The sequence below is a fragment of the Paenibacillus sp. FSL R5-0486 genome (assembly GCF_037975155.1).
Taxonomy (GTDB): Bacteria; Bacillota; Bacilli; order Paenibacillales; family Paenibacillaceae; genus Paenibacillus; species Paenibacillus amylolyticus.
In genome coordinates this window covers 4,667,930-4,693,659 of the sequence record NZ_CP150237.1, presented here as the reverse complement: position 1 = coordinate 4,693,659, position 25,730 = coordinate 4,667,930, and the positions used below count along the sequence as shown (strand labels likewise).

The window sequence follows — 25,730 nt, the reverse complement described above, 5'->3', positions numbered from 1 at the left end:
ATATCATGGAGAATCAACAATTCCACACATTACTGAATGCGATTGAAAATAAAGAAGCTGTACTCGGCGTCGTCGGGCTCGGTTACGTAGGACTTCCACTTGCCGTGGAAATGGTCAATCAAGGTTTCACGGTAATCGGAATTGATCTGGATGCGTCCAAAGTAGAAAGTATCTATCAAGGAGATTCCTATATTCACGATATTTCGTCTGATGAGTTGAAAAAAGTAATGCAAAGCGGTCGTTTCCAGCCAACGACAGATTACAGCATGCTGCGTGTGATCGACGCCCTCAGTATCTGCGTACCGACACCTCTTAGTGAGAATCAGGACCCGGATACGTCTTACATCGAGACCGTTGTGGATCAGATCAAACTGCACATGAAACCAGGCATGCTGATTACGCTGGAGAGCACCACTTATCCAGGTACAACCGAAGAACTGATCCAGCAGCAGCTGGACAAGATCGGACAAGAAGCAGGTAAAGACTATTTCCTCTGCTTCTCGCCTGAGCGTGTGGACCCGTCGAACGGACGTTTCACAACATTTAATACGCCGAAAGTAATCGGGGGCACAACTGAAGCTTGCTTGAAGCTCGGAACAGCGCTATATGGAAAATATGTAGAAACCGTAGTACCGGTATCATCACCAAAAGTGGCTGAGATGTCCAAACTGCTGGAGAACACATTCCGCAGTGTAAACATTGCCTTTGTAAATGAAATGGCGATGATGTGTGACCGCATGGGCATCGATATCTGGGAAGTTATTGACGCGGCGGCGACGAAACCATTTGGTTTCATGCCATTCTATCCAGGCCCAGGCATCGGTGGACACTGCATCCCGCTTGATCCGATGTACCTGTCATGGAAGGCCAAAGGCTTCCGTTTCTATAGCAAATTCATTGAGCTGGCGCAATCCACCAATGACAACATGCCATATTATGTATTGAACAAAACGTCAACAATTCTGAACGAATACGCTAAATCCGTACGTAAATCAAATATTCTGCTCCTTGGCATGTCGTACAAGCCGAATATTGCCGACCTGCGTGAATCACCAGGACTGGAAGTATATGAACTGTTCAAGGAAAGTGGAGCTAACGTTAGCTACTACGATCCACATGCGGATTCCTTCCAGGACAAACATGGCGAGACCGTACACAGTGAAGCGTTCAATCTGGAGCAGTTCAAGAAGTACGATTGCATCGTGCTGATCACCAACCACAGCGATTTGCCTTACTTTGATATTGCCGAGATGGGTGTGCCGATTCTGGATACACGTAATGCGTTCCGTTCGTACACACATCCGCATATCTACAAAATTGGTCACTCGGTACAGCATCCTGTGCTTGAACCAAGTGAAGCGTTGCTCGTCTGAGGAAATATATGAGGCAACGGGGCAAGCTGGTGGGTATGGCGAAATGGGCTATTCTGGCTGTGGTGTTGTGCCTGCTGCTTCTGTCCTGGATGTTCAAATGGTTCTCGGCAGAGGAACACAAAGCGACCTGGCTGTGGGACGCGTCCATTATTGCAGAGCAGACACCTGAGATTATTGCTTTCTCCAAAGAACAGGGCGTTGATACCATCTTCCTGCAAATCCAGGATGAGGTGCCTGACGCAACATACCGCAAATTCATTGCGGCTGCCCGACAGGCTGAGATTGAAGTGCATGGACTTAACGGTCATGCAGACTGGGCCTATGAGGAGAAGCGGGATGAAGGACTTGCTTTTATCGAGCGAGTAAGAGCATACAATGCAGCTTCGGCCAAGAATGAACGCTTCGAAGGCATTCAACTGGATGTGGAGCCGTATCAGTTGAAGCGCTGGGAGAACGAGGAGAGCAGCGTCATTGCAGAGTGGCAGAACAACATGAAGGCCTGGACAAAAGCCGGCGAGGATGCCGGACTGTACATGAGCGCTGCCATTCCGTTCTGGCTTGATGCCCGTCAGTCGGCTGAAGGAGGTACATTCAGTCGCTGGGTGATCTCCCACTTTGATGCGGTGGCCATTATGGCTTACCGGGATAGTGGGCAGCAGATGTATGATCTGTCCAAGGAAGAACTGGACGAAGCGGATGATCTCGGCAAGAAAGTCTGGATTGGAGCGGAACTCGCGGATACACACGAGGGTGATCACCTGACCTTTTTCCGTAAACCGGTTAGCAATATGAATGAAGAGATGGCAAAGGTGTTCGATCTCGGTACCTCCCATTCTTCATTTGCAGGTGTGGCTGTGCATCATTATGAAGCATGGTATGCCAAGAAGAACGGTATTCCGCTTGCGCGCAAGAATGAGGAGAAGGAATAGTGTTAGGTCAGCGTAAAAAAGTTGTTGGTTTCAGGTACGTGCAATCAAGACTATAGTATAGAAAGAAGGCAAGTCCCGGGTAGATGGGGCTTGCCTTTTTGGTGGTGGATTTCGTAATGGGTTTGGCAGCACTATGATGTGCAGCATATGAAACTCAGGAGTCCGTTGTACTTTGGTAGAGGCAACATCTTACGCACAGCACACAAGGCGTGGTGCATGAGGCATGGAGTATAGGCTGAGGAGGGAAAGTCGCTCCCTCATTCTTTCGTGCTCTCCGCTGTGCGATAGCGATTGGGCGGCAGACCAACTTGCTTTTTGAACGCTTTAGAGAAGGAGAACAAGTCCGGGTAACCTACGGAATGAGCCACTTCAGTTAAGCTTAGCGGCGTCTGCACGAGTAGACGTTTGGCTTGGGTCATTTTCAATTGCTGGATATATTGCACAGGGGACAGACCAAAGGCTTTGCGGAACTGTTTGGCAAAATGGGTTCGATCCACACCCGCATGAGCGGACACACCTTCCACGGAGATGCCGCCTGCAAAATGAATGTCCATGTATTCCTTACCTTTCTGAAGCCAAGGTGTGGCTGAATCCGGTTGCAATCCTTTGGTTGCGGGGGAGCGGGCAATCCGGTCGAATAGAGTTAGAAACCGGGTGAGTCGTCCCAGATCACTCGCTCCGTCCTGCGGTTTGCGAACATCCTCCATGAACGCGCGCATCGCACTTGCGGTCTCGGGGGTCAGTACACCTGAACGGTACGGTGAGTCGGGTGTAAGTCCAATTCGAGACAGTAGCTCGGCTGCATGTGCACCATCAAAGGCAATAAATATTTTCTGCAACGTATCCTCGGGGTCCGTCCAGTACTCATGGGTAACATGTGGAAACAGACAGAACGCATCCCTGGCACGAAGGGCGTGACGCTGTCCGTTCTGTATGAATGTACCTTCCCCCTCCAGCACAAATAGCAAATAATAATAAGGTGTAGTGCGCGGGCCAATATGATAGTTGGTCTTGGCTATATTACGGCCGATGCGGATCGGCCAGGCGCCACCAGCTTTCTCGAATTCAGATGGAGTGAAGAAAATAATATCCAAAAACTCATGGTGGTCCTCCTTCATGCTCTCGGTCATCAGGAACACCTCTTTATTATATAAGTATCGTTTGTACATTCTAAAAGTTTCGCTTATAGATGTAGTTCAAAAAGTCCACTTTTGATTACGAATCATGCCTAGTGGCATCATCAACATCGAAGCTGAAATTCAGCCGAAATAAGCGGGAGGCTTACGAAGTATGTTTCCTTTGGAAAAATTGTGGTTGCTCACGTAGTTTTCCTACGCTCCACTACTCCATTTCTAGCTTCATTCCATCTTCTCGGTACTGAAAACCAGACTTTTTGAACATGTATTTAAACCTATTATACAGGTGGGTTTTATATATATTCAAGATCAGGAAGACCTAAATCTGAGAAAAGACCACAAAATGACAAAATAAAATTGCCGCGAAATGACATTGCTCACAGACAAATCAATTGTTATGATGTCCATACCTATTAAACCAAGTTAATTAATCGGTATTTGATTCTGAATATGTCTAATAAATCAATTTAAAGAATGACACGACAACGGAGGGGACAGAAAGGACCTGAAGAAGCGAAGCGTGCGCCTTTGTCACCGGATTTCCCCGTGAAAGGGGAATGAGAAGAAATCTGGGGACAAGAGTGCTCGAAAGGTTTTCTGTAACCGAAGTGCTTGAGTGAAACATTTTTAGAGCAATTTATCATAGAAGGGATTGACTTTTGTGAGCGAACAGGAAGATATGAAGTTTGGATGGTTTTTGCCTACAGCAGGGGATGGTAAGTATGTAGGGGTTGCTCCGGAGCGGGAACCGAGTCTGGATTATCTGGTTGATGTGGCACAGACGGCGGAGAAGGCAGGATTCGAATTTGTACTGATTCCTACAGGGGGAGCCTGTCTGGACGCGTGGGTGGTCGGCTCAGCTGTGATGAGTCACACAAAGACATTGCGTCCCCTTGTCGCCATTCGCCCGGGATTGGTTACACCCGTACTCGCTGCACGAATGGGAGCGGCACTGGATCAGCTCTCTGGTGGTCGCGCCATGATCAATGTGGTGACAGGCAGTTCTGTTCGAGATCTGGAGGAACTCGGCGATCCACTGGCACATGCGCATGATGAGCGTTATGTGCGGGCGAGCGAGTATATGGAAGTCATGAAGCGTTCATGGACCCAATCGACGGGACTGAATTTGACGGAGTTTGCCGGAAGTGGTTCAAAATCTGGCGCAGATGCACCCAGTGATCCCAATCCTGAATTCAACGGCCAGTATTACAATTTCAAAGGACCGGTAGGCATGCCGGAGACGGTGCAAAATCCACATCCACCGTTCTATCTAGGAGGAAGTTCACCGATTGCGAAAAAGGTCGCTGTTGAACATGCGGATACGTTCCTCATGTGGGGTGAACCCCATGACTGGATTCAGGAGCAGATCGAAGAGATTGAGGTCATTCGTCAGCAGGTGAAAGAGGAAACGGGACAAGATCGTCAGCTCCGTTACGGCATGCGTGCTCAGGTACTCATTCGGGATACCGAAGAAGAAGCATGGGCAGCGGCTTGGGAGATTATTAGCAAAGTACCACCAGAAGCGATTGAGAAAGCCAAAGCCGCTTTTGCCGAGACGGATGCAACCAACCAACGCAGACAGAACGAGCTACGGGAGCTGTCCGAGAAGCAGCAGTTTGTCGTAGGACCCAACCTGTGGACAGGCTTGTCCGTTGTGCGTTCCGGCGGTGCGATCCTTATTGTAGGTACAGCCGAACAAGTCGCAGAACGTTTGATGGAATATGGTGATCTGGGCGTAACAACCTTCATTTTGTCCGGTTACCCGCACTTGGAAGAAGCCGAAATCTTCGGACGGACCGTGATGCCGATCATTCGCGAGAAATGGAAAACAAGACAGAAGCAGCATCAAGTTACTACTAACTAAGTTACTACCAACTAAAGTAAGAGCCCTTTTTTTACACTTTAACGGAGAGGGCAGAACCGATCTGAAGAAGCGGAGCGCTCGCCTTTATACCCGGATTTTAACCATTGAAAGAAATGATTCAAAGAAATCCGGGGATAACAGCGATCGGAAGATGGTACTGCACTCGAAGTGCCCCGTGTAAAAACTTTCGTGCAACTTACATTAATCATCCTCAGGAGGTCGTCTTTCATGAAAAAAAATAAAAAATTGATCCTGCCGCTTGTCAGTATGCTGGTGATGTCCATCCTGCTTTCAGCTTGCGGCGGCGGGGATAACGCGTCATCTGGAGAGAACGGCTCCTCGGGTTCAGGTAAAGTTACAATCAGCTTCATGCACTGGCGTGGAGAAGATTCCGAAGCACTCAACAAGACTATTGACGCATTTGAAAAAGAAAACCCGAACATCAACGTGGAGATGCAGACACTGCCCTCCGATCAATACCAATCCACCGTACAATCCAAAATCAGTGACGGTTCGGTAGGAGATGTATTTGCCTCCTTCCCAGGTGCACAGTTCGAAGCTTTCACCAAAGCCGGCTTGTTCACGGATCTGACCGGATCATCGTTTCTGTCGGCCTACAATTCAAAGCTGATTGAATCAGGACAGCACGATGGCAAGCAATATGCGATTCCGTATCAACTCGTATATAACGATCCAATCTATAACGTAAAACTGTTTGAACAATACGGCTTGACGCCACCAACCGATTGGGAAGGCTTCCTGGCACTTTGCCAGAAGCTGAAAGACAATGGTATCATTCCGATTGCCTTTGCCGGAGCGGACATTGGCCCAGGGCAATTCATGAATACGATGGTGATGAACAATGCACCGAGTGACGACATTTTTACCAAAGTAGAAGCTGGCGAAGCCAAACTGACGGATGAGTTTTGGGTGAAAACATTGACTCAAATCAAGGAACTGAACGATAAAGGTTACTTCCAGCAGGATGCACTGGGTACGAAAGACCCTGCGGCTGGAGCGCTGTTTATTCAAGAGAAAGCAGCGATGCTCGCAAGTGGATCATATCAGTTGGCTCAGAACAAGCAGCAGAATCCTAATCTGGAGCAAAAACTGCTTGCACCAATTACAGTAAGTGCAGATCAAGCGAAGTATGAAGGGGTGCATACGACCACATTCATGCTCGCCGTGAACAGCAAGTCTAAACATCCGGAAGAAGCGAAGAAGTTCCTCGAATTCCTGAGCAATCCGGAAGTGGCGAGCGAGTATGCCAACCAGACTGGACAAAATGTAACGGTGAATGATGTGAAGTACGACACGCCTGAGCTTCAGGTAGCCGGAGAATGGGCAAGCAAAAAAACCTTGTTCCAGCCACGGTTCACCATCCTGAACGGAGACAATCAAAAAGCAGTAACCAACTCCATCCAGTCTGTACTGAGCGGCACTTCTCCAGAAGAAGCAGCACAGCAGGCACAAGCGATCATTGATCAGCATATCGGGAAATAAACGATGAAAAACCGTCTTCAGCTATCCCTATTTCTGATCCCTGGGTTGCTGCTGTACGTTGGATTGTTCGTATTTCCTACATTGACGGGGCTGTTCTATTCCTTTACGGACTGGGATGGGGTATCCCCGTCGTATGCATTTGTAGGGCTGGATAATTACAAGGACAGTCTCAGCAGCATCGTATTCCGCAAAGCCTTTGGTAATAACGTGGAGTTCATGTTAACGGTTGTTATTGCACAAACCTTTATATCACTTGTCTTGGCGCTGCTCCTGGTACGCAATACCAAGACACGCATTGTGCTTCGGGCATTGTATTTCCTGCCTGCGATTCTGTCCTCCGTATCGGTTGGACTGATCTGGGCATTTATGTATGATCCATCTATCGGACTAATCAACTATGGACTGAATGAAGCGGGCATGAGCAGCATCGCTCGTAACTGGATTGGTGATCCCAAGATCGCCATCTATTCCATCGCTGCGGTACAAGTCTGGGCCCATGCCGGACAGATGATGATTGTATTCATCGCAGGTCTGCAAGGCATCCCGGCAGAACTGTATGAAGCGGCTCGCATGGATGGCGGTAGCAAATGGCAGGTATTTCGTACCGTGACCTGGCCACTGCTGGCACCTTCGGCAACAATTGTTGTGGCCTATACGACGATTCAGTCGTTCAAGGCATTTGACCTCATTTTCACAATGACGGACGGAGGGCCGAACTACGCAACTGAAATTTTGACAACATATATCTATCATACCGCCTTTGGCAGCTATTCATTTGGTCTGGCTTCTGCCGGTTCCATGATCTTCCTGGTGTTGCTCGCGCTCTTGACGCTGTTGCAGTTCAAGGCACTGCGTGCCGACCGGGTAAGTTATTGAGGTTGATGTTGGAGCATTCATCCTGTAATCGAGGCAGAAGGGAGTTCACATGTTTTTAAAATGGTTCAATCGCCTGATCCTATTGGTGTACGCGCTGCTGATCCTTGTGCCGCTGTACTTTGTATTTGTATCTTCGTTCAAAACAAGCAGCAACTTCTTCACCAGTCCATTCAGCTGGCCGGACCCGTTTACGTGGGATAACATCACCGGCATGTTCCGCAATCAGCCGATGTGGCAATATTTCGGGAACAGTCTGGTCGTGACGCTTGGTACGGTTGCAATTGAGTTGTTGCTGAGCAGCATGATTGCTTACGCCATTGTCCGCTGGGGCGGCAGTGTAGGCAAAATTGTGTTTGCTCTGTTCGTAGCAGGTCTGATCGTTCCTTCCCAAGTGAGTATGCTGCCGATCTATTCTCTCACGCGTACACTCGGGTGGTCGGACAGTCTCACGGGATTGATTGTCGTATCCGCGGCAATGCTGATGCCTGTCTCAGTATTTATGCTGACAGGTTTCATGCGCATGCTCAATTCGGAGATTCTGGAAGCAGGCAGTATGGATGGAGCAAGTGAATGGAGACTCTATACCCGGATTGCACTGCCACTGGCTGCGCCTTCGCTGGCGGCAACGGCTACGTTCCTGCTCGTCATGGTCTGGAATGATTTGCTTATTCCGATGCTGATGCTCAGCAGTAAGTCCAAGCTCACTTTACCGCTCGCACTTATGCAGTTCCGCGGGGAATACGTGACGAACTACCCGATGATGCTTACAGGTGTGCTGGTAACGGCCATTCCGATGATCGTGCTGTTCCTTCTGCTCCAGCGTTACTTTGTAGCAGGTCTGACAGCGGGTTCACTCAAGGGGTGAGGTATCGCAGAAATCGGAAGGAAAAGCTTATTTTGCATTGATTTCTGGAGCATTCTGCATAATAATGATTTAGTGTCAGAATGACTACATAGAGATCAAGGGAGCTATAAGTGATGAGCAAACTGGAAGTATTGCGGAATCCCAAGCAGCGCAAGCTGCTGTTCAGTGCCGGCATGAGCTGGCTGTTTGATGCGATGGAAGTTGGTATGATCTCCTTTATCGTGGCTGCACTTGCCAAGGAATGGAGTCTCAGTCCCGGACAAGTCGGCGTGCTTACGAGTATTAACTCGATCGGTATGGCGCTAGGAGCTTTGCTTGCAGGTGCACTTGCGGACCGTTTTGGACGGAAGGCCATTCTGATGTGGACCTTGTTAATCTTTACGATTGCAAGCGGTCTGTCTGCATTGGCGACTGGATTTGCGGTATTGTGTGCACTGCGTCTGGTTGCGGGTATTGGACTTGGTGGAGAGCTGCCCGTGGCATCCACACTGGTATCGGAGTCGATGCCTACAGCCGAACGGGGACGTGCCGTTGTATTATTGGAAAGTTTCTGGGCAGGAGGCTGGATTGTATCGGCGCTCATTGCCAACTTTGTCATTCCGGAGTACGGATGGAGAATTGCTTTTGCCATTGGTGCGCTTCCGGCGTTCTATGCACTGTATCTGCGTCGTGCCATTCAGGACCCGCCGCGGTACAAGAATCATACCAAGCTTCATAAAATCACGTTCCGCGAGAAAGTGGCTACCGTCTGGTCAGCACCACATCGCCGTACAACGTTGATGCTCTGGATTTTGTGGTTTACCGTCATTTTCTCTTATTATGGAATGTTTCTGTGGCTACCTTCGGTTGTGATGGCAAAAGGATTCACGTTGGTTAAAAGCTTCCAATACGTGCTGATCATGACGATTGCACAGTTGCCAGGTTACTTCACCGCTGCGTACTTTATTGAACGTTACGGTCGCAAGTTCGTACTGGTTGTGTATCTTACCTTGACTGCATTCAGTGCGATTGCGTTTGGATTGGCTACAACGGAAGCTACGATCCTGACCGCAGGAATCTGTCTTTCCTTCTTCAATCTGGGAGCCTGGGGTGGTCTGTACGCCTACAGCCCAGAATTGTATCCGACTTCCGTTCGTTCGACAGGTGTTGGCCTTGCCACATCGGTTGGCCGAATCGGTGGCGTACTGGCTCCATTAATGGTCGGTATGCTGGTTCAACGCGAAGTGGCAATCAGCCTAATTTTCACGATTTTCTTCGTGACAATCCTCATTGGCGCAGCAGCTGTACTGTTCTGGGGCCGGGAAACGAAGGGTCAGGAACTTGCTGAGTAATTGTCAATAAATACAACGCAACTTTTGTACAGGTCTGCCTGCCTACGGAAAAACGGGTTGGACAAGCGGTATATGGTTGATACAAGAAGGGGCATGACCATGGTGTGACCATGGGCTCATGCCTCTTTTTGTTATGTTCAGTGTCGTTTTTTCACTGCGTCATCGGTCCGATAGACTTCGTTTTTTCTATATCCTATAATGACACTCGGGATGTCCAACCGTGAGGATTCAGGGGAAAGAAGTGGGATCTGGATTCAGAAAAGTGGAGGTTAATGGAATGATGAAGAACAACATTGAAATGGATCAAGCGAATGAAATCAATGAAAAGAATATGATAAGTGAATTAGATAGCGTGAGTGAGATGAAAGAGATGAAGGTGGGAAGCCATATGATCAGTAATGAACGGACTACAGTTGATAGCACGAATGAGGGGCTGAATCCATTAACGTTTGCTGACAACATGGAACCTATCACTGTCAGTCGGAAAGTCACTCATGGGAAGGGGAACACGGCTGGCAAAAGAGCAGGGCGGGTCAGTATGATTCTCGGTGCCTGCGCATTGACTCTGGGCTTGACCGTGGCAGCTCCTTCTGCGGGAGCACAGAAGCTGGAACAGGGCGTTCGTAGCGAGCATGTGTTGCAATTGCAGGAGCAATTAAGCGATCTGGGGTACTTTGACGCCGGAATGACTGGATATTATGGTACCATCACCAAAGGTGCTGTCCGCAAGTTCCAGCAGGCGCAGGGACTAAGTGCAGATGGAGTTGCAGGTCCGGCGACACTGAACAGACTGAATAAAAAGGCCAAAGCCGAAGGCGAGACGTTACGCCAGTTGGCGAAGCTGATCCATGGTGAAGCGCGCGGAGAATCTTTTGAAGGGCAAGTCGCTGTAGGAGCGGTTGTGTTGAATCGGGTACATTCGAGTGAATTCCCGTCGTCTATTTCGAAGGTTATTTTCCAGAAAGGGCAATTCACGGCTATAGATGATGGGCAGTTTAATACCAAACCAACCCAGACCTCTTACAGGGCTGCTCGTAAGGCATTGAATGGCGCTGATCCGACGAACGGAGCGCTGTATTATTACAATCCGAAGATTGCCACTTCAGTGTGGAGTAAGAGCAGGCCGACGCTGCTGACCATTGGTCAGCATGATTTTACGAGATGAGTTTAAGTAAAGATATGTAGTGTAATATTTGAAATGATAATGATGAACCTCGGCCGTACGCTGCTGAATGCAGACGTGTTACCGGGGTTTGTTTTATATTTTGGTTGTGTAGGCGAGGAGTGGCTACTCATCCTTTAACCGCCGTTGATACAAAATAACAGACACAATCGTTAATACAACCGTCCATATCAAAATAATGAGGAGAGGTTTTAAGAGGTCTCCAATTGTAAAGCCTGTATGGGGTATATTTAGCAAAGTCACAAGTTGAATGCTTGGTGTATAATCCAGCATTTTAAAAATCGGGAAATCTCCAAACAAGATTGTTGCAACAGGAGGAGCAGAAAATACCATTGCTGCAGGAATGATTGCTAATGAAGCTTCAAGGACCGTTTTAGAGAATAAACCACATATCGTTCCTACTGCTGTGTATAGAATTATTGAAAGAATGATTGCAATTGCAAATGCCCATATACTAGCTGGCTCATAGCCTAATATATACGTAGCAATAGCCAGAACAATAGCAGACATGACAAAAACTAAGGTGCTTTTACCAACTAATACATCCATCGTTGTGGCTGGAGTCATCATTAATGATCGTAAGGTGTTACGTTCCTTTTCTTCCGCGATCAAACATGCTTGTGCGAAAGAGGTTAAGAGCACAAACGAAATATTTAGAAGAAAACCTATTGCCCCAGGGAAAGAAGGGCCTGCAGTGCGAAAAAGAAATGCGAATAGAATCGGAACAAGCAACATGATGGAAATGCCATAATTGCGTGAAAACTCTTTGTAGTCCTTTACAAATATTGCTCGCGCACGTTTTAACGAGATACTCATAACAGTTCACCTCCTGTCACTTTAATAAAGATATCGCCTAAACTTGGCTCTTTCGATTCCAATCGCTCGATTAAGCCTCGCTTCATCCAATCGGCAATTTGCTCAGCCGTTCCTTCATTCATCGGGAGCTCGTAGGTTTCCCCGTTTACCAATTCTACACAAACGACGTTTTCCCGATGCTGTTTTCTAAGCGCCTTAGGCGAGCCAATAGCTTGGATTTCTCCTTGATACAAAATCGCTACACGGTCACATAACAATTCTGCTTCTGACATATCGTGTGTCGTTAGAAAAATTGTTGTCCCTTTCTCATTTAAGTAGCGTAGCCCTTTATAAATATGTGTGGAGTTTACCGGATCCAAAGCTGAAGTAGGTTCATCTAAAAATAATAATTCCGGCTCATGGATAATTGCGCATGCCAGCATAACACGCTGACGCATCCCTTTCGATAAGTGGATGACTTTCTTTTTGCGTTCTTCGCTTAAGTTTACAAACTGCAATACTGTATCGATCGAAGTTTTAGGAAGGTCATATAATTGGCGATACAACTCTAGATTTTCATCTATCGATAATCTTTCATATAGACCACTGTTATCTGACAAAATACCAAAGCGCATCTTCTGTGCAGACTGATGCATCATCTCCACTGGCTGGTTAAATACAGTTGCCTGTCCACTTGTCGGATTTAATTGCGCAGTTAAAATCTTAATTAAAGTTGTTTTTCCAGAACCACTTGGACCCAGGAAACCTAAAATTTCACCTTTTGGAATTGAAAAAGATACTTCTGATAATGCATTCTTATTTTTAAATCTTTTTCGAATACGTTCTACTCGGATAACATCCATGCATATCACTTCCTTGGAGTTGATGACTTAAGCATATAAAGATTACATGCCTCCAACCATCGAAATCCGCCGAAATGTAGCTGTCAACGGCTGAACGGTACCATTAGTTGCTGGATTGAATCGATATTTCCCTGGAAATCAAATGTTAAGATGTGTTTTTAATTCTTGTAATTTTGAACGAGATAACGGAACAATCGCATCTTGTCCTGTATTTAATCGCAAGCTGTAGCTATTTTTCGTCCATGTAATAATCTCTCTTACCTTCTGTAGATTAACAATATAGGATCGATGACATCTAAAAAATCCGAAGTTAAACAATTTCTGCTCGAGCTCGGTCAGCGTCAGCGCACAGATAAAACTTTCTCCACCTACATGAACAAGAACTGAACCATCCATACTTTCTATGTAATCAATTTCAGGCGGATTAAATAAAATCACTTTGTCATTTTTTTTCGTATAAATCTTCTGCAAGGTTATATTGGCTCGATCTTGTTCCTGTACTGATTGCTTATCCTCTTCTGAATCACGAATATCCAATAGATGAAATCCGGATTCATTCAGACGATAAATTGAATCACAGGAAATCATAGCATCCTCTAAATTAGAAGTTAAAATTAAAATCTGTATTTGTTTCGAAAGATCATCTAAAATCCGTTTAAACTGGCGACGATCTTGTTCTTCCAAATAAAAATAGGGTTCCTCCAGTACCAGTGTAGGCTGATGTGCAAAATAAACGCGCAGCAACGTCACATACATTCTTTTTGATGGGCTTAGATGCTTGATTTTTACCTTCTGTTCTTCTTTCAAAGCGAAATAATCCAATAACATAGTGACACGATCATTCCGCTCTGTTACGTTGATTAGAAAAGTGATTAATTCTTCCACCGTTAATTGTGTATACTCGTTTTGTTGAGCTCGAAGTATGTAATATTGGGAACGATCCTGCAGTTGATTCATTAAAATCTGTTTTCGCTTCAAGTCTGTTATAATGCCAATCGATTGGTTACATGCCATATTTAATTCGATTTTGGGTAAAAATAGTTTCCCATCATGATACACTGGTTGAAATTGCATCTTGTCCTCCTGGTCATCACTGCTTTTGGATAATATGTAACAATTATAATGTTGAAGTAATTTTTTGTCAGCTTCAATTGAAATAATTTAGATCCTCGATCAGGCATATGAATAATGAGCCTCCAGAAATCGGTTGGACGTAGCAGCATTGCATACGAAAAGCGATTGGATACCATGGATATATAAACAAAAAACCACTCCAAATGAATGAACTGCACCCCAATTGTTAGACACAACTACCAATTGGAGGTGCAGTTCAATGAATTAGGGTGGTTTTTAGAGTAGTAGTTTTGTCATAATGAGCGATGGAGCTAGTTGACACTACTCTTGAACAGCAAAAGGAATGTTCAACGAAGTGGGCTCTACAATGGTTTTTCCAGTATCGTAGTCATAGACTTTGTTGAACACAAGTTCAATGGATTCCAACTTATCAGGGTCATCAGTATATACCAAACCGTAATTGGTATTATCAATAACTACGCCATCATACTGATTATAGACATATGATTTTCTCATAAAATTGCGATCTGCGGAGATCGGCTTTCCCGTGTTTGGATGAACGGAGTTTAAGCCGTAAAAACCGATATTCTGATCAGTTGTATTTTCCACGGTGTAGAGGATATTGATATAAGTGATCTTGGAACCGATATCTTCTCGATTTAGAATGGAAATGTTTTTCTGTGAATCCTCAGGAATGTCACTAGCCTCTAATAATTGGGCATGAACAATATGAATGGTTAGTGGGCCACGTTCAAAACGTGTATTCAGAGGCACAGACTTTAGTAATTTCAGATTCCCGCCATAATCAAATATTCCTGTATCGCCAGGTTTGGATAGGATCGGTGACACAACACTTTCAAATAGCCTGTTCTGAAGACTGCTGGCGGCCTGCTCGAATTGATTGAGTTCTGGCTCCCATCCATTATAATTGCGTTCGGACCGGAAAGGTTCTAAACCGGTTTCCATGACTTGTTCAGGAGAAGCATCCATAGGCTGTATTTGATTGATTTCTAGTTGTGTAGAAGTGGCATGATTTGAGCTACCTGAGCTACCCAGAAGTGCGATAGCGAGCAGTAATTGAACAATAAACATAGGATGAGACACCCTTTCTCTCTAAAATAAAATTAAATAAGATCATCAACCCACCTAGTTGTTATCTGAAAATAATATGGCCTGATATGGTATTGGTGGAATAGATTTACGGTCAAAGTAATAATAATCATAGCAAAATGGAGCATTGAGATAATGAGAATAACGACCTAACTTCAGGTAATAGAAGATTGACGAGTGGATATAGTGATTTAGATATAAGGACCCATGCGACAAAGTGGGGATTTCTGTTCGGTAAGGACCAGGGTCGGTTATGAGTGGATACATAGAACCATTTCAGAAGAATAAAAATGAAATTTATCGGAGGAACAGATCGAACAGATTCTACAGGCTGGATCGGTTGTGTTAGAATATAGGAATTATGGAATTTGGAGGATTGAAGTGGGAATACATAAAGAGTTAAGTCAAATTAGAGCTGAAAACCAATCAACTACTAAACAAAAAGTTTTTTCAATTGTATGTGCGATAACGATCGGATTGATTTTAGGTTTAGCGGCAAAGCTTGTGGATGCTCAGGGGATTAACCCCATATTTGACGATATCGGTGGGCGTCTAGGTATTTGGATTTTTGTTGCCACACTCATATCAGTTTTTAGTTATTCTCCTAAACTAGCAGCAGTTAAGGTATTCTTCTTTTTTTTGTCGCTACTAACTGTTTATTATCTATACACCGTGTTTTTTCTACATTTCGTTCCAATGAAAGAAATTATTTTTTGGGGGATGTGTGCAGTAGTATCTCCGATGTGTGCTTATGTGATGTGGTATGCACGAGGCAATGGAACTGTACCTAGTCTAGTGTTATCCCTTCCAATCACAGCTCTACTGTCCGAAGGGTATCAATTGCGGGACGCTTACTTGCCCGAGCATACTCATTACTATTTGATCCCAATACTTATGGGAATATATCTAATCATGGTCATTATTTTATTATTTATTGTTCCTACGAAAAGACTTAAATTTTTGATTATACTACCAATATCTATAATAATGTCTTTCATCATCATATATTTTGATGTTCTAGGGCGGTTATTCGGTGGCTTGAACGGAGTGTTATAGATCACTTTGGCAGATTGTCATACAAATGCGACAGTCTTTTTTACAATAGTATATTTGCTTGTGTCAAAGTCTGGTTCGTCCTGTGTTGCCATAACAGGATTAATATTTGAAAAGATGAGAGCTACTGCAAAAATAGTGACCATAATCTTCTTGAAATTTAAAATAATTCTTCATTTTCTCTAGATGTAATTTATTATGATCTCTTATTTTGCTAATTTAGTATTTACTATAGCTTGACTATAAAGGAGGATTTATTATGAAGAGGATATCGTTTTTTTTGCTTTTTCTTCTTCTATTGACAGCATCCGCTTGTTCAAACAAAGTCACTTCATATACAGGAGAGAGTGAGAATTGGCGTGTCTCATGTACAGTTCAAAGTAATAGCGATGTAGCAAGCTATGAATATGAAATTAGGTACTTAGGAGATAATCCTTCATTAATTGAAAAAGTTAAAACCAAATTTATGAGCGAAAATATTCATTCTACAGGAGAAGTTCCTTTTAATACTGTAATCAGAGGAAAAGCTGAAGGGATGTCCCCATTTTTGGATGAGGATGAATTTATAGTTCAGATGGATTGGGAAGGAAAATCGGAAAAGATAGTGGTTACCAAATGATGGTGATAAAAAGCGGAATATTAATAGAATTACAAACTACAGGCTAAAGTGAGGTGAATAAAATGAAATTTCTAAAGGGAGCATTGATTGTAATTGCACTAATAGTTGTAGCTTCAGTCACATGGTATGGCTCCTATAAGAATGATATGAAGGATCTTGAAGATGGTTTAAGAACGTATTTAATCGTTGAAAAGGGTATGGATGAACATGATATTATTAGCATCACCGCTCGTCGAAGTAAAATGCCACAGTATCCTGTAGTCGTCATATTGAAGGACAATCCACAGGAAGTTGTATACACCCAGAGAGAAGAGCAATGGGTGCAACTATGGCCTGATCCATAATACCCAGATGAATTGATGATCCCTTCCTTGATAGGAATAACTGGGTACTGGACGTCAACCACTCACCCTTTTCTTCTTTACTTTACCTAATAGTAGTTCAAGCGCTAAACATCCTTGAAACCTAATACGAATTTACAAAGTATATATAAAGAAGGATATAATTAGTTACCATTTATAAATTTGTACTCGGTTACATCCATAGAGGGGAGGACGGATATGCCATTTATTGGGGGAATCATTTTAATTTTTATCCTAGCATTTATTCTATGGTCATTAATGTTCCCGCTATTCAATAAAATAGGTAGTAGAATTCTGAAGAAATACAATAAATTCAAACAAGAGGAGAATGGTGATGAAAAATTCAAAGACGTTTAGGGTAGGGGCAATTGCGGTTGCATTAGTTATTATTGTGGGAGTGCTAATGGTGACCTTCTTTTTAACACGAATTCCTAATGGATATGTTGGGGTCGTTTATTCACCAAATGGAGGCGTAAAAGATAGCACACTGAGTCAAGGGTGGAAACTCGTTGGAGCGTTTGATAAAGTGACGAAATATCCTATCCGAATTCAAACGGTGGAATACAGAGATATTCAGATTGCTACTTCTGACGGGAAAAACATCACAATCGATTTTGCTTACAACTACCAAGTAGAACCAAGTAAAGTATCTTCTATCTTTAATACATTTGGGCCAATTAGCATTCAAGAAATTGAGGATACATATCTCAAAACACGTTTCCGTGACGCAGCTCGTAAAGGTATCTCCAAGTTTACAGTCATTGATGTGTATGGTGAAAAGTCATCCGAAGCAGGGGTAGACGTGCAACAACGTTTTTCTGATGACGTTAAAGAATTAGGCTTTATTGTATCCAACGTTACTGTAGGTGTTCCTCAACCTGATGCTAAGACGCAGGAAGCAATCGATAAGCGTGTCGAAGCTTCTCAAGAACTGGAACGTAAAACGACTGAACTGGAGATCGCCAAGAAAGAAGCAGATCGTAAGCGCGTGGAAGCGCAGGGTAATGCAGACAAACTATTGATCGAAGCAGAAGGTCAAGCTAAAGCAAATAAAGAGCTTCAACAATCATTATCGAGTCAACTCGTTGAATATGAAACCATCAAGAAATGGGATGGAGCCCTTCCATATGTAAGTGGGTCAAATACGCCAATGATTCAATTGCCGACTACAAAAACAGAGCAAAATAGCGGCGCGGGGAGCGTATCTCCCTAATAGCGGTTTGAAATGCACGCCTTGCTTTCTCATCAATTGAATGTGTTGAATTCTAATGAACAAGCCGGTCCAATCGTGGGCTGACTTGTTCATTTTGAGTCTTTTCAAAGGTACTATGAGGGATTTAGTTAAGCCATGGCATTGGATTCGCCTGTCCAATCCTGTACAATGGATAACGACAAAAACAACGGTAGATTAAGGATGGATCAGCACGATGAGAATTATCATATCACCAGCTAAAAAGATGAAGATTGATACCGATCTTATGGCTATCGCGCAGATGCCACAGTTTATAAACGAGTCAGAACAGCTATTGAATCTGCTTCAAGAGTTATCCTATGACGAACTCAAAGCGATGTGGAAGTGTAACGATGCAATCGCCGAACAGAACGTGGAACGGATTCAGAATATGAATATAAAGGCAAATCTTACGCCAGCCATCTATGCCTATGAGGGCATTCAGTATCAATATATGGCTCCGGGTGTTTTTCAAAATGAGGAACTGGCGTATCTTCAGCAGCATTTACGTATATTATCCGGTTTTTATGGCATGTTACGGCCTTTGGATGGCGTTACTCCTTATCGGTTGGAGATGCAGGGCAAGCTACAAGGTCCAGGCTTCAAATCGCTCTATCAATTCTGGGGTAGCAAACTCGCAGATCAGCTTCAATCAGAAAGCAACTACATCCTAAATCTGGCTTCCAAAGAGTATAGCAAAAATATTTTGCCTTTTCTGAGTGAGGAAACCCGGTTCATTACATGTGTATTCGGACAAATGGTCAATGGGAAGCTTGTTGAAAAGGCAACCTGGGCTAAGATGGCCAGAGGTGAAATGGTACGTTATATGGCAGAGCATAAGATTACAGATGTGAAGGACGTAAGAAACTTTGATCGGTTGAACTTTGCCTTTTCAGAAGAGCGATCCGACGAGAGTACGTATGTATTCATACAAGCAGAGGGAAAGTAGCCTACAGTGCAACGGTGGGTTCCTATACAAAGTCGACCCTTAAGGTCACAATGAGAAAAGACGCAGGGGATGTATATCCCTGCGTCTGATCAAGAATCAAATCCATGTCCAAAGCTGATGAGCTTTTGGGCTTATTTCCCGTATTCCTCATGATAGAACCAGGATAGCCAATTCCTCCAATATTCATATTACATCCTTCCTGTTAACGAACATTAATCCAAGCGGTCCACTGTGTTGGAATATTAATGGAATAGACCGTTCCTACAAATTGTCCGCCTGTAGTAGGCGCTTCATAAACCCAAGAATAGGCCCAAGCATCTACGACACGGTCACCGTCCAGATCAATAGCTTCAGACCAGTTGTTTGTCATTGTATTGCCGGCGAGTGTGCCGTAGTGACTGCTGTCATAACCGATCTGGAAAGTAATACACTGAATCCAAGCCCCACCATGATCATTGGTCGTGGAGAGCGGGTTGTTATTGAAGCCGTAAATTTCTTGGCCGCCATTCGGAGATACGACACCATATACATTAATGTGAGATACTTTCGGAGCAGGCGCAAACAGAACTGGACCACCCGCATTATCTGCCTTCTGCGATTCAAATTCAGCCTTAGCCGCTTTCACAGCTTCACGGAATTCTTTGGAATTAATAATTTCTTCCTTTGTCATAGGTTTGGCTTGAGTCACATCACCGTCTGCATAGGCAGCTACATTAAATGAAAGCATTAGAACAAGAATAAGAGCTAAACTAATCAATTTTCTCATAGCAATAAATTCCACCTTTCTTGATATGGGTATTCTTTAACAAAAACATGCGGTTACGACAAATAGACCTGCTTGCAGATTAAAGCCTCTTGCCCTCCTCTCTTTTAAAGATGGTTCTTCCCCTTTTTTCTTTACTGAAAAAGAATTTAAGGAGGTAGAACTCTACAGGCTAGAAAACTCTATGAAGTAGGAATGTATATGTAAAATGAATGCCTGCCAATGATTATGTGTTGCAGACAAAATGTAAAACTCATTTATACGCATTGATATCTTAGTTATGATAGGCTCTGATACCCATCTTGATAATATAAGATTCCAAAATAAATATTTAAATTGTAATATATTCCATTTATACAAACATATAGTACACCTATTCGTCGGCACAAGTCAAGTTTATTCATTAATGCCATGAATTGTTAAAGTCTGCTGTTGATCGCAGTAAAATGCCGCAGTATCCTGTAGTCATCAAATTGAAGGACAACCCTCAGGAACATGTATACACCTGCAGAGAAATGTTATGGGGCTGAGGGACGGATATAAATCATTCTGAGCGTGGATTCATGCAGTGAAATCAGGAGGTTAGCCGGATGTAATTGCCATTAAACTTCTGCTAACATAGTTGTATCATATCTTAGATGAGCGGTGAAAATGGATGAATACCATTAAAGTTACCCCTGAACAGTTACATCACGTATCGAATCAGGTGGATCAGGCCAGACAACAGTTGGAGCATATTCGCAGTGAACTGACGAGACAGATCATGTTCGTTCAGATGATGTGGACGGGGGCGACGCAGGAGCGATTCTACTATGAGTTTGAACAGTCGCGCCCTATATTGGATAAAGCACTGGAGAGTATGGTGGGCATCTCCAAGGAACTCAAGGAGATCGCTACGCGATTTGAGAATGTCGATGCTGAAAAGGTGAGTCTTGGAAGTGCTGTTGGCGCTGTGGGTGCGGGAGTAATGATGAAGACCTTGGGTAATGATGCGAGTACGGAGGATAAAGGCTACCGGATGGCGCAAGTCAATGTGTATGGGAAGCTGATGTGGATGCCTGTGAACGAGAATGGTGTTACGGATCAGGCAGCCCTTCAGGCATATAAGAAGGATCAGGGGCATTTGGATATCAATCGGATGCAAGCTACGGATGCTGAAGCGCCCGGGGAAGATATTTATGCGATGCAGATCAAAGCTTTTGAAAATAGAATTCATCCCTTCACAGGCGAGCCTGTATCCGATAAGTATGCTCAGATCATGTTGACTTCTCTGAAGTTCAGCCAGCTATTTATGGCATTTCAGATGGTTCGCGGCAGTATGCCGGGTGGCAAAGGGCCGTTTCGCGTACCTTCTTCTCATCCAGCTGTAGCGAAGATTAAAAAGAATTTGGAAGCGGCTGAAGTGAGGAAAGATAGTAATATTAAAGGGATGGTTAAAGATAGTTATACTGGAGGCAGGAATCACAAAGAGTTGGATGATTTGGCTCGAGATCCTTCTGGTGGTGGGAAAATAGAACCCAAAAATATAAATGAAAGAGATGTTGGATTACAATTAGAAGCAAGAGGTGATTTAGGGAGAATAATACGTGATCCACAAGCAGATAAGGGCGCAGAGTTCATTGATACCACTACGGGCATAAAGTGGGACGTGAAGAGTTTTGAATCATATCCAAGTGGTAGGAACGGAATACCTATAACCAATCCTAAAAAGGGTGCTTTTACTATTCAAAATGGTATGCAAAAAATACATGAAGAATTTGCTAAGGGGCATGACGTAATTATTGATACGAAAAAAATGGTGCCTGAGCATATTGAACAACTGAAGAAAGCAATTGATAAAGAAGGAATAGCAGATAGAATATTATGGTTCCCCTAAAGGAGTGGAAAAATGGAAGAAAAAGATATTATCAATATGTTTGATTTGCATAAAAAGTGGGTTGAGACAATTGGTGATGAAGGTGAGCAGTTAAAGTTAGATGAAGTTGATTTAAGAGTTTTTGACTTATCTGATGTATTACTTGAACAATCCTATTTAATAGATTGCACTTTTGATAATCTCAAACTGGAAAATATTGATTTTCATTCATCATTATTAGCCTCATCAACTTTTATCAATGCATCTTTAGTTCAATGCGATTTTTATAAATCTGATCTCAGGTATACGGATTTTTCCAATTGCATCATTAAAAATAGTAGATTTAGTAAAGGTGATTTTTGGGAAGCAACATTTAATAACGCATGTTTAGTTGATTGTAATCTGATTAATGTATCTTTCCATTTAACCGATTTTAGAAATACAAGACTAGAAAATGTAGATATAAGTGTATCGACATTTAAAAATACGTTGTTAAACGGAGTAACACTAAAGAGCATTAAAGGGATAGAAGAAGCTTTTTTTCAGAGTATAAATATTGGCACTCCGGAAAAACCAGTGTTGTTAGAAAAAGAAGAAGCTAGGAGATGGTTTTTAGAAAAATGTGAATCTTAAATACTTATTTCATTACATTAAACAGGTTGATCTTAGTTAGGTACCATGTTGATTGACCTGTTTGTGTTATCTTCGTTTTCCGGCCATGTTGTAGATAACAAAGAAGGGGGATGCTGCAATACAACATTACAGTGAGAACAAATCTACTCACTTCTCTGAGAATACAATTGTATGGCGTGTGAACCTAGAGGATTTTCAAAAAAAAATTGAGGAAGACTCTTTTAATCGAAAATTGGAATAAATTGCAACAAAATTTTATTTCGATAGAGCAGCACAAAGGTTATCCGTTTGTTTCATTAGAGAAAATGGATTTTTCCCTAATAGAACCACATTTGAATCTTAATGTTTATTAAAACTTTGATTGGTTCCAGTTTGAGGGAGGAGATTACAATCTCATGGGCACTTCAGCTGTTATTTTAACGCAGAAAGATAAATATTCTCCAGAACAACTCCTTGCTGATACGATTGTTGCAGCTTTTCATTCGCAATCTGCTCTTTATTTCTATAACAACAAAACGTATACAAATGAAGGAGAATTTTTATATACAACGCTTAATATTAACCGTAAGTCATTTTCAGATGACAATGAAGCCTCATTGATTTTCCATATTCACAGCATAAGTAGTCCGAGTAATGAATTTTATTATTACGAAGATTTAGGTTTAGATCCTTTTGAACCCCTATGCCAGGTCGGGCATATTGAAGATATCTATGGTAACCAAGAGTTAATACTTCATTTTATTTATGAATATCTCAAACTGAAGCCTTATGATTATTTCTGGATAGCAGACAACGATTGGGTGTATAGCTTGGATGACATACAAAAACTTAAATCCGTACCATATGATCCGGATTGGTGTTATCGGAATCCTAGAGACTGACTCCCGGAGGGTAATATGTTATCCTATCACTCGCTTGAAATATAAGCGTCCATTGGTGAACAAGGAAGTGTGTTTTATCAGAAGGGTTCTAGAGGGCAAGATGGGGTCTAATGAGTAAAAGGATGATGGCTTTGACTTTACAAAAAACAGTGGAAACATTGCATCAGTGGATTGATCAGAATTGGTCGACATTAGATCAGACAGAATTAAAGACAACGAGAGAGACTGTAGACTCATTATACAATAAATTGCTATCTGAAATAGATCATACGGACAACTCAGATCATTTATTGGAAGCAATCAATTACGAACTTACTCATTTTTTTCTGCCGATTTCTTGTGTAATGAAGATATATCAAAGATTGATTTGGTTGAATCCATCCAACCTGTTTTACTATGAATGGTGCACAGATTATCTTTTACAGTATGGTCCCGATTGGGAGGAAGAGGCGAATGCTTTAATTGAACTTTATATGAAAGAAGATTTTCAAAAAGCTTGCGATTTTTCACAAAAGATTGAGCAAGTTAAAGATTTTGAGAATAAGTAATCCATGTCCATGTATCATCTCAAATGGTGGCCCTATAAAAGACTTTAACAATGGTTCGAATAGGAGGAGATATGTTGATTACTCAAATGAATGAGGAAATTTTTTCGACTAATTTATCTAAAGCCGTTGATAAGATAAAAAAGGCAAAAAACATTACGAGCGATATCGTTAAGTTTATCATAGAGCCGGTTGAGGAACAGGGGAAAATGTTAGATGGTGGCGATGAAATGATGAAACGTCTTGTGTTATCTAAAGAGAATGTTGGCGGTAAAAAACTATGGTTAGAAGATGTTGTTGGGGTTTTAGGAGGGCTTTTTCCGAAAGCTCCTATATGGATTAATATATCTTTTATAGAAATTGAAGGAGATACCGCTATCTTCAAGCTGGAAACCAGTTTGCGTTTTAGAAAACCGACTTTATTAAGAAATGCTGAAACAGGTCATGCTCCTTTTAAAGCCATTGTATAAAGTATGTGAAGATTGTTTAATATCTTTATAGAAATTTAAGTAGAGGCTACTTAATATGTATTGATTCATCATTCAACAAATACAGCAGGTTGATCGTGGTCAAGATATCACCATGATTAATCTGTTCTTTTGTTAGACTACAAATTTAGTGCTACTTTTGGAGGTGAATAAGTGCATGTCAGTCAGTGCTGTAATATATGAACCGCAAAATGATTTTGAACAGAGTTTCTTTGTTCCCATTGCTACAGAATCGTTTTTTAAAGAATTTTGGCAACCTGCGATTGAAGCACTAGGGTTACAATGGACAGCCCTTTTTTCATCAGGTGTTGATGTAGAGGAAGAAGATGTACCGTCAATTATTGAGGAACTAATTCAAATCAAAGATTGGGCGGTAAAAAACTTAACTGAGGAAAAAAGGGATAAAATGTTTGAAAGAATAACAATTCTTCAAAATAAATTGCCCCTGGCATTTCAACGCAAAGATGCTGTTGTTTTTATAGGATAGATAGGTTATTCGTCATGTTACAGTTTGATGGGACTACCCAGTGCAGAGTGAATCCATCATTCAATCAATAACATAATATCTGTATAACTACTTCATCAATTGAGTTGTACGCAGGAAAAGGCTCTGGTTTCATCCCTAATTAATGTTACTCTGTTACATCGAACAGGTCGATTATGGTTAGATATCACTATGATTGCTCTGTTTTTTTGTTACCTTGGTTCTTCTGCGTTTTTTAAGAAATGACTTGGACACAACTGATTGGAGATACGAACATGATTAAATATAGGTATACCATTGAATATAAAGAAGATTTCAACGAAGTTATCGTGGACTTAGGCATCGATTCTTCGTTAAAGAATGGTTATCTGATTAGTAATTCTTTGGGATCGGATATATTTGGAGACTTCGCAACGATCCAGGAAGAGATCGGAAACTTAATCGAAGTACTGAAAGGGAAAATAACGTTATACGAGGGAGGAGGGAATGTGAACTTAATAAGATCTGACCAGTCTTTTACAACTTTTGAAGATATCTTTGCAGAAGAAGATGAAGAGGAAGAGGACAGTACATGTGAAATTGAGACGTTAGAATATGTAAAGATACTATTGTTATGGGCAAAAGAGATCTTTCAGTATAAAAGCCAGCGAGGCGTTATCTTAAAAGAAGAAGGGCAAGTAGCATTAGAGTGGTTAAAAGAAAAATATATTGAGGTTTTAGTTTTGGGTCAAAAGATCGAGCGTATCAACAATTTGAAATTCATTGAATGAATGGTATGAACAATAGATCTGTAATATTTTGCGGAGAAAAGTGAAACTTTTCATTGCTCAAAAGTTACTGCAGTATAGCGAATTCGGAAAAACGTGTGCGAGTCAACGGTTAATACTATATCAAGTAAGTAATTAATAGATCCATTACATATACCTAGTTTGTTTTACTAAATGCGCGTAAGAACCAATTCATCT

General features: G+C 42.5%; 26 protein-coding genes. 20 read left to right on the top strand and 6 right to left on the bottom strand.

Features of this window, described 5'->3' with window-relative positions; genetic code table 11:
• The first annotated feature begins 5 nt into the window (after positions 1 to 5).
• Together MKY01_RS20920 and MKY01_RS20915 are read left to right on the top strand one after the other, a co-directional pair.
• Positions 6 to 1,373 carry a nucleotide sugar dehydrogenase gene (locus tag MKY01_RS20920; RefSeq protein WP_036674926.1) on the top strand — a complete coding sequence of 456 codons (1,368 nt, stop codon included), beginning with the start codon at positions 6 to 8 and terminating at the stop codon, positions 1,371 to 1,373.
• 8 nt (positions 1,374 to 1,381) lie between these two features.
• Positions 1,382 to 2,302, top strand: a complete 921-nt coding sequence (locus MKY01_RS20915; RefSeq protein ID WP_339283389.1) for a hypothetical protein — start codon at positions 1,382 to 1,384, stop codon at positions 2,300 to 2,302.
• Between the two features lie 257 nt (positions 2,303 to 2,559).
• On the opposite strand, the gene MKY01_RS20910 is transcribed toward MKY01_RS20915, so the two are convergent.
• Complete coding sequence (locus MKY01_RS20910) at positions 2,560 to 3,432, bottom strand: AraC family transcriptional regulator (RefSeq protein WP_339283388.1); 873 nt, start codon at positions 3,430 to 3,432, stop codon at positions 2,560 to 2,562.
• Between the two features lie 667 nt (positions 3,433 to 4,099).
• Between MKY01_RS20910 and MKY01_RS20905 the strand changes: the two genes are divergently transcribed.
• The 6 genes from MKY01_RS20905 (at position 4,100) to MKY01_RS20880 (ending at position 11,042) form a co-directional block, all read left to right on the top strand.
• Positions 4,100 to 5,302 carry an LLM class flavin-dependent oxidoreductase gene (locus MKY01_RS20905; protein ID WP_282320829.1) on the top strand — a complete coding sequence of 401 codons (1,203 nt, stop codon included), beginning with the start codon at positions 4,100 to 4,102 and terminating at the stop codon, positions 5,300 to 5,302.
• 228 nt (positions 5,303 to 5,530) lie between these two features.
• The gene (locus tag MKY01_RS20900) at positions 5,531 to 6,805 is read left to right on the top strand and encodes an extracellular solute-binding protein (protein WP_339283384.1); all 1,275 of its coding nucleotides are present in this window, start codon (positions 5,531 to 5,533) and stop codon (positions 6,803 to 6,805) included.
• A gap of 3 nt (positions 6,806 to 6,808) precedes the next feature.
• Entirely contained in the window at positions 6,809 to 7,681 is an 873-nt protein-coding gene (locus MKY01_RS20895; RefSeq protein WP_017687487.1) for a sugar ABC transporter permease, read from the top strand.
• A 49-nt stretch (positions 7,682 to 7,730) separates the two neighbouring features.
• The gene (locus tag MKY01_RS20890) at positions 7,731 to 8,546 is read left to right on the top strand and encodes a carbohydrate ABC transporter permease (protein WP_017687488.1); all 816 of its coding nucleotides are present in this window, start codon (positions 7,731 to 7,733) and stop codon (positions 8,544 to 8,546) included.
• A 113-nt stretch (positions 8,547 to 8,659) separates the two neighbouring features.
• Entirely contained in the window at positions 8,660 to 9,877 is a 1,218-nt protein-coding gene (locus MKY01_RS20885) for an MFS transporter (RefSeq protein WP_036614537.1), read from the top strand.
• 277 nt (positions 9,878 to 10,154) lie between these two features.
• Positions 10,155 to 11,042: a cell wall hydrolase gene (locus MKY01_RS20880; RefSeq protein WP_339283383.1), complete on the top strand. Its 888-nt coding sequence runs from the start codon at positions 10,155 to 10,157 to the stop codon at positions 11,040 to 11,042.
• Between the two features lie 123 nt (positions 11,043 to 11,165).
• Here MKY01_RS20880 and MKY01_RS20875 read toward each other — a convergent pair whose 3' ends face one another.
• The 4 genes from MKY01_RS20875 to MKY01_RS20860 form a co-directional block, all read right to left on the bottom strand.
• Positions 11,166 to 11,876, bottom strand: coding sequence for an ABC transporter permease (locus MKY01_RS20875; RefSeq protein WP_339283380.1), 711 nt, complete (start codon positions 11,874 to 11,876; stop codon positions 11,166 to 11,168).
• Entirely contained in the window at positions 11,873 to 12,718 is an 846-nt protein-coding gene (locus tag MKY01_RS20870; RefSeq protein ID WP_076328011.1) for an ABC transporter ATP-binding protein, read from the bottom strand. Before MKY01_RS20870 ends, MKY01_RS20875 begins: the two co-directional genes overlap by 4 nt.
• A 138-nt stretch (positions 12,719 to 12,856) precedes the next feature.
• Entirely contained in the window at positions 12,857 to 13,792 is a 936-nt protein-coding gene (locus tag MKY01_RS20865; RefSeq protein WP_339283378.1) for a LytTR family transcriptional regulator DNA-binding domain-containing protein, read from the bottom strand.
• A gap of 321 nt (positions 13,793 to 14,113) precedes the next feature.
• Positions 14,114 to 14,884: a hypothetical protein gene (locus tag MKY01_RS20860; protein ID WP_339283377.1), complete on the bottom strand. Its 771-nt coding sequence runs from the start codon at positions 14,882 to 14,884 to the stop codon at positions 14,114 to 14,116.
• Positions 14,885 to 15,283: 399 nt separating this feature from the next.
• Between MKY01_RS20860 and MKY01_RS20855 the strand changes: the two genes are divergently transcribed.
• The 5 genes from MKY01_RS20855 (at position 15,284) to yaaA (ending at position 19,116) form a co-directional block, all read left to right on the top strand.
• On the top strand, positions 15,284 to 15,958 hold the full coding sequence (locus MKY01_RS20855) for a hypothetical protein (RefSeq protein WP_339283376.1): 675 nt from the start codon (positions 15,284 to 15,286) through the stop codon (positions 15,956 to 15,958).
• 256 nt (positions 15,959 to 16,214) lie between these two features.
• Entirely contained in the window at positions 16,215 to 16,574 is a 360-nt protein-coding gene (locus MKY01_RS20850) for a hypothetical protein (RefSeq protein ID WP_339283375.1), read from the top strand.
• Between the two features lie 62 nt (positions 16,575 to 16,636).
• Entirely contained in the window at positions 16,637 to 16,918 is a 282-nt protein-coding gene (locus tag MKY01_RS20845) for a DUF3139 domain-containing protein (RefSeq protein WP_339283373.1), read from the top strand.
• A 352-nt stretch (positions 16,919 to 17,270) separates the two neighbouring features.
• Entirely contained in the window at positions 17,271 to 18,149 is an 879-nt protein-coding gene (locus tag MKY01_RS20840; RefSeq protein WP_081746030.1) for a prohibitin family protein, read from the top strand.
• Between the two features lie 214 nt (positions 18,150 to 18,363).
• Positions 18,364 to 19,116, top strand: a complete 753-nt coding sequence (yaaA, locus tag MKY01_RS20835; RefSeq protein ID WP_339283371.1) for a peroxide stress protein YaaA — start codon at positions 18,364 to 18,366, stop codon at positions 19,114 to 19,116.
• 202 nt (positions 19,117 to 19,318) lie between these two features.
• Here yaaA and MKY01_RS20830 read toward each other — a convergent pair whose 3' ends face one another.
• Complete coding sequence (locus MKY01_RS20830) at positions 19,319 to 19,882, bottom strand: DUF4879 domain-containing protein (protein ID WP_036614488.1); 564 nt, start codon at positions 19,880 to 19,882, stop codon at positions 19,319 to 19,321.
• A gap of 652 nt (positions 19,883 to 20,534) precedes the next feature.
• Here MKY01_RS20830 and MKY01_RS20825 point away from each other — a divergent pair.
• From MKY01_RS20825 to MKY01_RS20795, 7 genes are all read left to right on the top strand, one after another.
• Positions 20,535 to 21,755, top strand: coding sequence for a WXG100 family type VII secretion target (locus MKY01_RS20825; RefSeq protein ID WP_339283370.1), 1,221 nt, complete (start codon positions 20,535 to 20,537; stop codon positions 21,753 to 21,755).
• Between the two features lie 12 nt (positions 21,756 to 21,767).
• A complete protein-coding gene (locus tag MKY01_RS20820; RefSeq protein ID WP_339283368.1) occupies positions 21,768 to 22,367 on the top strand; it encodes a pentapeptide repeat-containing protein in 600 nt (199 codons plus the stop codon).
• Positions 22,368 to 22,762: 395 nt separating this feature from the next.
• On the top strand, positions 22,763 to 23,248 hold the full coding sequence (locus MKY01_RS20815; RefSeq protein WP_339283366.1) for a hypothetical protein: 486 nt from the start codon (positions 22,763 to 22,765) through the stop codon (positions 23,246 to 23,248).
• Between the two features lie 110 nt (positions 23,249 to 23,358).
• Positions 23,359 to 23,796, top strand: a complete 438-nt coding sequence (locus tag MKY01_RS20810) for a hypothetical protein (RefSeq protein ID WP_339283364.1) — start codon at positions 23,359 to 23,361, stop codon at positions 23,794 to 23,796.
• 71 nt (positions 23,797 to 23,867) lie between these two features.
• Complete coding sequence (locus tag MKY01_RS20805; protein WP_339283363.1) at positions 23,868 to 24,263, top strand: hypothetical protein; 396 nt, start codon at positions 23,868 to 23,870, stop codon at positions 24,261 to 24,263.
• 175 nt (positions 24,264 to 24,438) lie between these two features.
• A complete protein-coding gene (locus tag MKY01_RS20800) occupies positions 24,439 to 24,768 on the top strand; it encodes a hypothetical protein (RefSeq protein ID WP_339283361.1) in 330 nt (109 codons plus the stop codon).
• A gap of 272 nt (positions 24,769 to 25,040) precedes the next feature.
• Entirely contained in the window at positions 25,041 to 25,535 is a 495-nt protein-coding gene (locus MKY01_RS20795; RefSeq protein ID WP_339283360.1) for a hypothetical protein, read from the top strand.
• Positions 25,536 to 25,730 lie beyond the last annotated feature (195 nt).